The following is a 10,094-nucleotide window of genomic DNA, read 5'->3' on the forward strand; positions in this document are numbered from 1 at the left end:
TAGATGACGCTGGTCGCGCCGTTGGCCAGCGGGCCGTACACGATGTAGGAGTGGCCGGTCACCCAGCCGATGTCGGCGGTGCACCAGTAGACGTCGGTGTCGGGCTTGAGGTCGAAGACCGCGTCGTGGGTGTACGCGGCCTGGGTGAGGTAGCCGCCGGTGGTGTGCAGGATGCCCTTGGGCTTACCGGTCGTGCCACTGGTGTAGAGGATGTAGAGCGGATCCTCGGCATCGTTCGGCAGCGCCTCGTGGACGTCGGACTGCCGGTCCACCACGTCGTGCCACCAGACGTCCTTGTCGGTCTGGTCGACCTCCTGGCCGGTCCGCCGCACGACCAGGACGTGCTCGATGCCGGGGCACTCCGCGACCGCCTCGTCCACGGTCGGCTTGAGCGCGCTGGGCGCGCCGCGACGGTAGCCGCCGTCGGCGGTGACCACGATCTTGGCGTCCGCGTCCTTGATCCGGCCGCTGAGCGCGCTGGAGGAGAACCCGCCGAACACGACCGAGTGGATCGCTCCGATCCGGGCGCAGGCCAGCATCGTGATCGGCAGCTCGGGGATCATCGGCATGTAGATCGCGACCCGGTCACCCTTGCCGACGCCCAGCTCGGAGAGCGCGTTGGCGGCCTTGGAGACCTCGCGTCGCAGGTCGGCGTAGGTGAGTGTGCGGCTGTCGCCCTCGGGCTCACCCTCCCAGTAGTAGGCGACCTTGTCGCCGTGACCGGCCTCCACATGGCGGTCGACGCAGTTGTAGGCGATGTTGAGCTCGCCGCCGACGAACCACTTGGCGAAAGGCGGGTTCCACTCAAGGGCACTGTCCCAGCGCTTTGACCAGGTCAGGCGGTCGGCCTGCTTCTCCCAGAAGGCGAGGCGGTCCTGCTCGGCCTCCGCATAGGCGTCGGCGGTCACGTTCGCGGCCGCGGCCAGGCCTGCGGGAGGTGCGAACCGCCGGGTCTCGTTCAGCAGGTTCGACAGCGTCTCCTGGGTCTCACGAGACTCGGAACCAGGGGTCTCCGGGGCCACTACGCACTCCTCACGTACTGCTATCGACTGGTCGTGTCCCACTTCACCAGGCCACCGGTGCTCGCCACAAGAGGTCTAGACAGGTCTGTACCAATCGGTGACAAGGCCTCATAGGCCTTCAAAACACTTGATTTTGCGGAAACGGCCACTCTGGAAATGTTGTGTTTTCGACACCGTAGGAATGTAGACGGCGTTATTCAATGCGTATTGACACGGTGATGCGCCGGACGGTGTCATGCGCTCGGCGAACGGTTCCGCAGCTGTTCTCCCGAGCCGCCGGGGGTGACCCCGCGGCCTGGCCGAGGTCTCGCCGAGCGGCCCCGATAGGGTCGGGCAGCGTGAGCGACCCATTGGCTGTCATCGCAGGAATGCCCGGAGTGTCCGAGGCGGTCACCGACGCGCGCAAGGCCGTCGACCGGCTTTACGGGCACCGCGTACTGCGGCGTAAGAGCCCGGAGGTGTCGGCCAGGTCCGCCCTGCGCGGTGCTCGTGCGTCAGCCGCACTGGAGGGCGTGGACATCCCGCTCGATGTCATCCCCGAGGCCACCGACCCAGTGGTACAGGGCGCACTGCGCGTCTCGGCCGAGCTGGGGCGGCTCGGCTCGACCTGGCGCACGGCGCCCCGCCAGGTGCTGGCCAGGCTGCACACGCTCGCCGCCTCCGGGCTCACCAAGGACCTCGGCCGCCCCAGGGCCACGGCCGAGGCGCCCGATCCGCTCGGTCTTGGTGCCGCGCCCGCACCACAGGAGGCGGTGGCGCGGGTGGACGGTCTCGTCCAGCTGGTGACGGCTTCCTCGAAGGCGCCGGCGCTGGTGCTCGCCGCCGTCGTGCACGCGGAGCTGGCGGTGCTGCGCCCGTTCGGGTCGGCGGACGGGCTGGTCGCGCGGGCGGCGGAGCGGCTGACGCTGGTGGAGTTCGGCCTGGACCCGAAATCGCTGGTGGCCGTCGAGGTGGGTCATCTCGAACTCGGCCCGGCCTACGGGGAGGGACTGCGGTCGTACCTGAGCGGTACCCCCGAGGGCGTCGCGGCCTGGGTGCGACACTGCGCGACGGCGGTCACCCTGGGCGTGCGCGAGGCCACGGCGATCTGCGAGGCCATGCAGCGGGGCTGATCCCGATCCCGGCGGGGACGGCCGGGCGGCTTGGGACGCCGCCCGCGCATACTCGATCACCCGCGGTCATCGATTACGGACACCTGTCCACACGAGCCGACGGCGCCCCTGATAGGGGGCGCCGTCGTCGGCACGTTCCTACCGGGTTACCAAGCGTGCACCTGATAATCGTTGAAACGGGACAAGCCCGCTTCAACGCGCCTCCCGCGGCTGACGGCGCGTGGGTACCCAGCGGTCGTGCCCGGACACATGGTCCGTGCAACCTTTGTACGTCCGATTCGCGCTGATGGGAACCCCTAGGGGCAAAACCTTTGCGGATCGAGGAACATTAATCAGCAAACCCACCCGCGTGCCGTCTTGCGTCGCGCGAGGCCGACCGACGCCGTCCGTGCGGGCGGGGTCGTGCTCCGGTGGTGATCACTTAACGTAGTCGCGGTTCGCCCGTGCCGGGAGTGTGCCCGGGTCGGGCGGTATCCGGAGACTGGATCGTTACATTAAAAAAACTACTGGAAAATGAGGATTACTCCTCGACGAAACTTGAGTTGATCGGGCAGCATGAGTTTGTATCTCCCCAAACCGGAGTAACTGCGTACAGGTTGCCACCGCAATCCTTTGCCATGCTCTGGTTGGCCGTTGAAGCTTTCTTCTGAAACGGGACCGGCTCTACCCCCCCAGAGCCGGACCGGTCGGCGACCCCCGTCCTCCCCCCGACGGGGGTCGCCTCTTTTCCCAGCCGCCACTCCCGCCTCGGTGGCACCTCCTCCCGGCACTCTCCGCGGTGGAGGGCTCCTGCCCGGTACTCGGTGTGGTGCGTCGGCGCGTGAACGTGTGAGCAGGCCCGTTGAGGTGTTCGTCCTTGCCCGCCTGTCCGAGGTCTTCCGCGCTCGTACGGGCGACCTCCTGGCCGCTGGTTTTCCACAGGCAGGGCCACCCTGGGGCCGGCTGTCCCCAGTATGGCGTTCGGTACCTCGGGGATGGGGAGCCTTAGCGGAGGGTGGGGTCCCCGCATCCCAGGAGGCATCAGTGGACCGCCCGCTGGTCATCACCGAAGACCATGATCTGCTCGACGACCTGCTCCGCATCGCCGCCGCGGCCGGAGCCGAGCTTGACGTCGCCCACGCGCCCGCGCACGCCCGGCCCTACTGGAACCGTGCTCCGCTGGTCGTCGTCGGTGACGACATGGCAGGCACGCTGGCCTCGACCGGACCGCCACCTCGCCACCGTGTCTTCCTGGTCACCCGCACCTGCGACGACCCCGACACATGGCGCAGGTGCGTCGCGGTCGGTGCCCAGGCCGTGCTGGAGCTGCCCGCCGCGGAGCGCCGACTGGTCGACGAGTTCGCAGACGTCGTCGAGCCACCCGCCAAGCCGGGATTCGTGGTCTGCGTCGCGGGCGGGCGCGGCGGAGCCGGGGCCAGCGTGCTGGCGGGCTCGCTGGCGCTGGCCGCGTCCCGCCGGCGCATCCGCACCCTCCTGATCGACGCCGACCCGCTTGGCGGAGGTCTGGATCTCCTCCTCGGCCAGGAGGAGTCCGATGGAGCGCGCTGGTCGGACCTGGTCGCCCGCGAGGGCAGGGTCAGTTGCACAGCGCTCCAGGCGGCCCTGCCGACCTTCGCGGGGCTGACGCTGCTCTCCTTCAGCCGGGGCGAGGTCGAGCCGATCCCGGCCGAGGCGATGCGCTCGGTCCTCGAAGCGGGGCGCAGGGGCTTCGAGCTGGTGGTCGTCGACCTGCCGCGCCACCTCGACCAGGCCGCGGTGGAGGCGCTCGGCCGTGCCGGCACCACCCTCCTGGTCGTCACCGCCGACGTGCGCGGCGTGCTCGCCGCGGCACAGGTGCTGGCCTCCTTGCGGGAGCACACCGGCGAGGTGCGGGCCGTCGTGCGTAGCGGGGTCCTGAACGACGACGTGGTGACGGGCTCGCTCGGCGTCCCGCACGGCGGTAGCCTCCCCGACCAGCCTCGTCTCGCCGCCGCGCTTGATCGGGGGGACGTTCCACCACTCGGCCGTCGCACCTCTCTCGGACGGTTCTGCGCCACTTTCCTGCACGAGCAGCTCGGGGCGGACAGGTGAAACGGGCCGAGAGCGCGGTGACGGTCTCGCCGGAGCTGGTGGAGGCGGTCCGGGTACGGCTGGCCAGGACGGGAGTCGAGCCCAGTGCCGCGCACGTCGCGGTAGCGCTGCGGGCCGAGCGGGCGATGCTCGGCGACGCGGAGATTCTGGCGGTGGCCCGGGTCCTGTGCGCCGATCTCATCGGAGCGGGTCCACTGGAGCCGTTGCTGGCCGAGGCCCAGGTCACCGACGTGCTGGTGAACGGCCCACGCGAGGTGTGGGTCGACGACGGGCACGGGCTGCGCCTGACCTCGGTCGTCTTCCCCGGCGAAGACGCGCTCCGGCGGCTCGCGCAGCGGCTCGCCTCCGCCGCGGGCAGGCGCCTCGACGACGCCTGCCCCTATGTCGACGCCCGCCTGGCGGGAGGTGTCCGGCTGCACGCCGTCCTGCCGCCCGTGGCGCCCAACGGCACCTGCCTGTCCTTACGACTCCCGCCCCGGCGCACCTTCACCCTTCACGATCTGGTCGAGGCGGGCGCGATCGGGGCGGAAAGCGTCGCCGTTCTCACCGCGGTGATCGAGTCGAGGCTCGCCTTCCTGGTCACCGGTGGTACCGGGACCGGCAAGACGACCATGCTGTCGGCCCTGCTCTCCCTGGCTGATCCCGGTGAAAGGCTGCTGCTGGTCGAGGACTCCGCCGAGCTGAGACCACTGCATCCCCATGTCGTCCGCCTGGAGGCGCGCCCGGCCAACCTTGAGGGCGCCGGTGGTGTCGGCCTGCGTGACCTCGTCCGTCAGGCCCTGCGGATGCGCCCTGACCGTCTCGTCGTGGGTGAGGTGAGGGGTTCCGAGGTCGTGGACCTCCTGAGTGCGCTGAACACCGGTCACGAGGGAGGCTGTGGCACCCTGCACGCCAACACCGCGACCGACGTGCCGCCCCGTCTGGAGGCGCTGGCATGCGCGGCGGGTCTCAGCAGGGAGGCGGTCCACAGCCAGATCGCCGCGGCCCTGGACGTGGTCATCCACCTCGCTCGCGACCACGCCGACGGGCGCCGCCGGGTCGCCGAGATCTGCATGATGATCCGCCGCCCCTCGGGACTGGTGGAGGCCGAACCGGCCCTCACCTTCGCCCCGGACGGCCGGATGAGTCCCGGCCCTGGCCTGCCCGCCCTCGCAGCCCGAGCGCCCGGCATCCCCGCCTCGCCGGCTCCCCGCCGCAGGCCCTACCTGTCACCCCGCCCGCCGCGGCCGTACGGGCCGTCCGAGGCCCTCCAGAGCATGAGTCCTGCACCGGTCACCTCCTACCGGGACACTGCGGTCTCCGAGGCTCTCGGCGGCTCGGGTCCGGACATCCGGGTTCCCGCGCTTCCAGGAGAGGCCTCTCCCGACGCCTCGGGTTCCCCAAACCTTTCGAGCCCGTGTTCCGGTGTCCCCGCATCCCCCTCTCGCCGGAAGACGCACCCGGACGTTGCCGGTCGCCCGAGTCCCGGTGAGCCGACGTCACGAACGGCCTCAAGAGCGATGTCACGGCCGGCGTCATGACGGCAGCCGCCCTGGTTCTCGTCACCCTGGCGGCATGGTTGTGGACGGGTGCGGATACCGGCACCGCCCGCCTGGGCCGCCTGCGCCGTCGCGGCCCGGTCGCCTCGCCCTCTTTGCGGGAGAGGTTCGCCGCTCACTCGCGGCCCTCCCGGCGCGCGGCGGCCTGGCGGGTCGCGTCGATCGAGCTCTGTCAGGGCCTCGCCGCCGAACTGGTGGCGGGACGGGCGGCCGGTGACGCGCTGGCGCGGGCCGTGCGGGCGGCGGGGTTTCCCGATCCCGAGGCGCTGCGCCCGCTGGTCGCGGCCGCGAGGGACGGCGGTGACGTACCCGCCGCTTTACTGGCCGTGGCGCCGGAGCAGGGAGGCGAGGCCTTCCGAGCCCTGGCCGCCTGCTGGAAGGTGAGCATGACAGCGGGGGCGGGCCTGGCCGTCCTTGTCGATCGTGTCGCCGCCTCACTGCGAGAGGCCCAGAGCCATCGCCAGGACGTCGCGGCCCAACTCGCGGGCCCCCGCGCCACGGCCCGCCTGCTGGCAGGTCTGCCCGTCCTCGGCCTGCTGATGGCGGCCGGCCTCGGCATGCGCCCGCTGCACTTCCTGTTCGGCGGTCCGGCGGGCGTCGGCTGTCTGGTCGCCGGCCTCGCACTCGACGCCGGTGGCCTGTGGTGGACCCATTGCCTGGTCGTCCGGGCCCAGCGGGGCTGACGTCCCCGTGGTCCGGTTCGCGAGAAGGGGAGAAAGTGATCGCTCTGCTTGCCGTGGTGCTCGCCGGAATCGCCGTCCGGCTGTGGATCGCCCGGCGTGAACCCGCCGACCGGCTCCGCCGCGCACGGTGCTCAGCACACCTGGCCGGGTTTCCGAAGGTACGACCAGGGGCCGAAGCACCCATGGTTCTCCCGGCCACGGGGACGGTTCGAGACCCGTTCGCGGGAACGGCTCGGGATCTGCCTGTGAGGGCGGCTCGGGACTCGTTTGCGAGAACAGGCCTGGGTCTGCCCACGGGGACGGCTCAGAATCCGGCTGCGGGAACGGCCCATGGCCGGTTCGCCGGGATGGTTCATGATCCGGAGGGAAGGCGGCGGCCGAGCCGGGGTGAGATCGCGGCGGCCCTCGCCGTGGGGCTGGCGGCGTTCCTGGCCGTGGGAGGTCTGCCGGGAGCGATCGTCGGGGCGACAGGTTCCGGGATCGCGCTGGCGGTGTTGCGGCGGCGAGAGTCACCCGAACTGCGCGAGGAACGTAGACGGTTGACGGCGGATCTGCCGCTGGCGGCCGATCTCATGGTCGCCTGCCTGCGCGCGGGCCAGCCGATCACCGGAGCCGTCGACGTCACGGCGGAGGCGATCGCGGGACCACTGGGCGAGAGACTGGCCTGGGTGAGCGGCCAGCTGAGACTGGGAGCCGCACCGGAGAGCGCCTGGCAGGCCCTGGCCTCCGAGCGCTCGCTCGCCCCGCTGGCCCGTGCCATGAGCCGGGCCGCGTCGAGTGGCGCACCGGTGGCCGACGTCCTCACCAGGCTCTCCGACGACTTCCGCCGTGCCGTCCGCGCCGCATCGTCGGCGGCCGCCCAACGAGTCGGCGTCCAGGCAGTTGCTCCCCTGGGACTCTGTTTCCTGCCCGCGTTCGTCTTCCTGGGCATCATCCCCGTCGTGGCCGGCCTCGCCGGCGAGGTGCTCCTTCCCTGACGACCGCCACCAAGGTCACGGCCGTCACGGCGTGATGGTTCTTTCGCACCTCGATGCCGGGTCTTGCTCGATGTAGTGCCCTGGGCCGTGAAGTGTGGCCTCGGTGAGTCGTTCGGCGATCAGCGGGTGGAGCCGGGTGGCTGCACGATGCGCGGGGGCGAGTTGCCAGTCGTCAACCTCGCTGGTTCGCAGGCGGCATCGACAATGCGGTAGAAGGCCTTGGCGGCCTCGCTGCTGACTGGCGGCATGCCGATGTCGTCGACCGCGATGGGTGCTGGCGCGCGAGGTGTCGCCAGTCGGGGGTGTTCGGTCAGGGCTCGCTGGGATGCGCGAAAGCATTCCGGCCCACCGGGCAATCAGAGGTGACCACCTTTCCGAATTGGATGGAGAGCAGTGCGTGACCCAAACACGGATGCCAACGGTGCCGCTGGCATGAGCGTTTCCGCCCATCTGGGCCTCGACCTCGATCGGATCTTCGACGCGCACTTCGCCGAGATCCACCGCTACATCGCCAGACGGCTTTCCATGGACGACGCCGACGATCTGGCGGGTGAGGTCTTTCTCATCGCTGCCGGAGGGGGATATGAATCCTCGCGTGGTGAGGCCAGGCCCTGGCTGTACGGCATCGCCACCAAGCTCATCGCGAGGCACCGCCGTAGCGAGATCCGCAGATGGAAAGCGCTCAGCCGGACATCCGAACGCGAGGCGCAAAGCCACGAGGACGCGACGCTCACGCGTGTCACGGCCGGAAGGTTCACCGGCAGGCTCGCGAGGGCGCTTGCCGGTCTGAACGGCGGCGACCGGGACGTGGTGCTGCTGGTGGCGCTGGGCGGGTTGACCCACCGGGAGGTCGCGGCCGCCCTGGAGGTCCCCTACGGCACCGTCGCGTCCCGGCTCAACCGGGCACGCAAGCAGCTTCGCAAGGCACTAGGCGACGTCAACCCGCTGAAGGAGGCGCACGATGGATGAGATCACGCTGCTCGCCCAGGCGGTACCGGATGTGCCGCCGCCTTCAGCCGAGACCGTGGCCAGGGCCCGCGCACGGCTGACCGCCCGCCAGACTTCAGTACGGCGGCTCCACCCGCGCCGACACTGGGGCTGGACGGCGGGCGCCGCCGTCGCCACCATGGCGGTCGTCACGACAGTGGTCATGCTGGTGTCGAACCTGGTCGGCGTTTCCGAACCCGCGCCGCCGCCTGCGGCCCCGCCGACCTTCAAGCAGGCGCCGCGCGTCTACAAGGGGCTGGATCGTCTAGCGAGAGCGAGGATGCCGCAGTCGGCGACGAAAGTGAGCCTCCGGTTCCGTCCCACAAGCGAAAAGATCGCGATCGTGATCTTCTGCCAGAAACCCGGCTCGATCTTCTTCAGCAATGAGGGACTGAGCAGCGCCGGCGGCGTGTGCGGTCCGGACGGTGGGCTCAGCATGCTCGCGGACAAGGCGCACGAGCCGGGCTGGCTCGGCCGCGATCACAAAATAACCTTCTGGGTCTTCCCCCCCGATGCGCCCATCGCGCGTGGACGCGACTCGTGCCCGCCCGAGGGTGCATGCGAGAGGAAGTACGACCTGTCCAACCCGAAGACAGCCGATCAGCTGGCCGCCAAACTCGGTAAGCGTCCCGGGGCCTGGTCGGTCGCGGCGTACGACGTCCCGGCCGCGCCGCCGGTTTCATCCGTCGATTAGGCCTGTCGTGTAGGGCTGGACCGAGGGGTCCTGTCGTGAGTGCTCACGGTGGGTTTCCCCGGCCCGCCCGCCGCACCCGGCGTGCGCGTCTCCATGCACCGGGCGCTCCACATGCCTTGCCCGCCGATCAGCTCGGCGAGATCGCCCCCTACCCGCGCGCCCACATCAGCCGCTTCGGCGCCTGCGCCGCCCGCCGGACCCGTTCGATCCCCTTTTGAAGGAGGTCGACTTCACCGGTGTCGACCTGGCCGCCTGATCCCCGGGGCTCGCCCTGCTCGGGCAGGATGGCCCAGCGGGACTGATGACCTGCCCGTGCTGGGGTCGACGGGCAGGTACACGCTCATCGCGGCGTGTGCGTGCGATCGTGCGGGGTCAGTGGTCATCGCCTCCAAAACAGGAGGTGAGTGACTCCGCTGGGGCTCGGTGCTGTCTCAAGGTGGAAGCGGTCGAGCAGGTCGGTGTGGCTCTCCCACAGTCGTTCGCCTCGACCGAGGTCGATGGGCGCGGCGGCGATGTGCATCGTGTCGACCAGGTCGGCCTCGATGAACTTGCGGACGGTGGCGACTTCGCCGCCGAGGTGCACGTCCCGGCCATCGGCGGCCTGCTTCGCGCGTGCCAGCGCCTCGGCTGGTGTCGTGTCGAGGAAATGGAAAGTGGTGTCGGCCAGGGTGAAGGACGGGCTCTACCTTGAGGCCAAGGAGTACCTCGGCGGCTACTACCTGGTGGGGTGCGACAGCAGGGAGCGTGCCGTGGAACCGGCCACCCTGATATCGAGCGGTCACGTTGGCTGCTGCTTCTTTGGGTTATCCACAGGTTTTTCGTTGAATCTCCGGGTTATCCACAGGGGATTGGTGGGGTCTGTGGGCAGGCATCCTGGGATCTCACCGTCTGGGGCCTGAGGTGGCTTCCTTTGGTTGGGGGTGTTTCGCGCTTTGGTGTTGTGCCGTGTTTTCCCTGGCTGTGGGGAGTTCGGCGTTCCTTGCGGAAGGGCGGCGGGCCGTCACCGACGAA

General features: G+C 70.1%; 7 protein-coding genes and 2 pseudogenes. 7 read left to right on the forward strand and 2 right to left on the reverse strand.

Annotated elements, in window-relative coordinates:
* A partial coding sequence (locus ABZ260_RS38030; RefSeq protein WP_355627172.1) for an AMP-binding protein occupies nucleotides 1-1,022 on the reverse strand: 1,022 nt, incomplete at its 3' end.
* Between the two features lie 338 nt (nucleotides 1,023-1,360).
* Here ABZ260_RS38030 and ABZ260_RS38035 point away from each other — a divergent pair.
* From ABZ260_RS38035 to ABZ260_RS38065, 7 genes and pseudogenes are all read left to right on the forward strand, one after another.
* Nucleotides 1,361-2,134, forward strand: coding sequence for an oxidoreductase (locus ABZ260_RS38035; protein ID WP_355627174.1), 774 nt, complete (start codon nucleotides 1,361-1,363; stop codon nucleotides 2,132-2,134).
* A 1,023-nt stretch (nucleotides 2,135-3,157) separates the two neighbouring features.
* Entirely contained in the window at nucleotides 3,158-4,204 is a 1,047-nt protein-coding gene (ssd, locus tag ABZ260_RS38040; RefSeq protein WP_355627175.1) for a septum site-determining protein Ssd, read from the forward strand.
* A pseudogene (locus ABZ260_RS38045) lies at nucleotides 4,201-5,331 on the forward strand (TadA family conjugal transfer-associated ATPase); the annotation flags it as partial. The gene ssd and the pseudogene ABZ260_RS38045, both read left to right, overlap by 4 nt.
* 389 nt (nucleotides 5,332-5,720) lie before the next feature.
* Nucleotides 5,721-6,425, forward strand: a complete 705-nt coding sequence (locus ABZ260_RS38050) for a type II secretion system F family protein (RefSeq protein ID WP_355627178.1) — start codon at nucleotides 5,721-5,723, stop codon at nucleotides 6,423-6,425.
* Nucleotides 6,426-6,772: 347 nt separating this feature from the next.
* Nucleotides 6,773-7,402 (forward strand): type II secretion system F family protein, encoded by a 630-nt coding sequence (locus ABZ260_RS38055; RefSeq protein WP_355627180.1) that lies wholly within the window; start codon nucleotides 6,773-6,775, stop codon nucleotides 7,400-7,402.
* Between the two features lie 432 nt (nucleotides 7,403-7,834).
* A complete protein-coding gene (locus ABZ260_RS38060; RefSeq protein WP_355627181.1) occupies nucleotides 7,835-8,371 on the forward strand; it encodes an RNA polymerase sigma factor in 537 nt (178 codons plus the stop codon).
* The gene (locus ABZ260_RS38065; protein WP_355627183.1) at nucleotides 8,364-9,083 is read left to right on the forward strand and encodes a hypothetical protein; all 720 of its coding nucleotides are present in this window, start codon (nucleotides 8,364-8,366) and stop codon (nucleotides 9,081-9,083) included. Before ABZ260_RS38060 ends, ABZ260_RS38065 begins: the two co-directional genes overlap by 8 nt.
* Before the next feature lie 379 nt (nucleotides 9,084-9,462).
* On the opposite strand, the pseudogene ABZ260_RS38070 reads toward ABZ260_RS38065, so the two are convergent.
* Nucleotides 9,463-9,762, reverse strand: a pseudogene (locus ABZ260_RS38070) (dihydrofolate reductase family protein); the annotation flags it as partial.
* Between the last annotated feature and the right edge of the window lie 332 nt (nucleotides 9,763-10,094).

The organism is Streptosporangium sp. NPDC006013 (assembly GCF_040614275.1).
Taxonomy (GTDB): Bacteria; Actinomycetota; Actinomycetes; order Streptosporangiales; family Streptosporangiaceae; genus Streptosporangium.

Excerpts from the sequence above, each read along its gene's own strand:
- ABZ260_RS38050 (WP_355627178.1), top strand. The coding sequence starts at position 5,721 with ATGACGGCAGCCGCCCTGGTTCTCGTCACCCTGGCGGCATGGTTGTGG.
- ABZ260_RS38055 (WP_355627180.1), top strand. The coding sequence starts at position 6,773 with ATGGTTCATGATCCGGAGGGAAGGCGGCGGCCGAGCCGGGGTGAGATC.
- ABZ260_RS38060 (WP_355627181.1), top strand. The coding sequence starts at position 7,835 with ATGAGCGTTTCCGCCCATCTGGGCCTCGACCTCGATCGGATCTTCGAC.
- ABZ260_RS38065 (WP_355627183.1), top strand. The coding sequence starts at position 8,364 with ATGGATGAGATCACGCTGCTCGCCCAGGCGGTACCGGATGTGCCGCCG.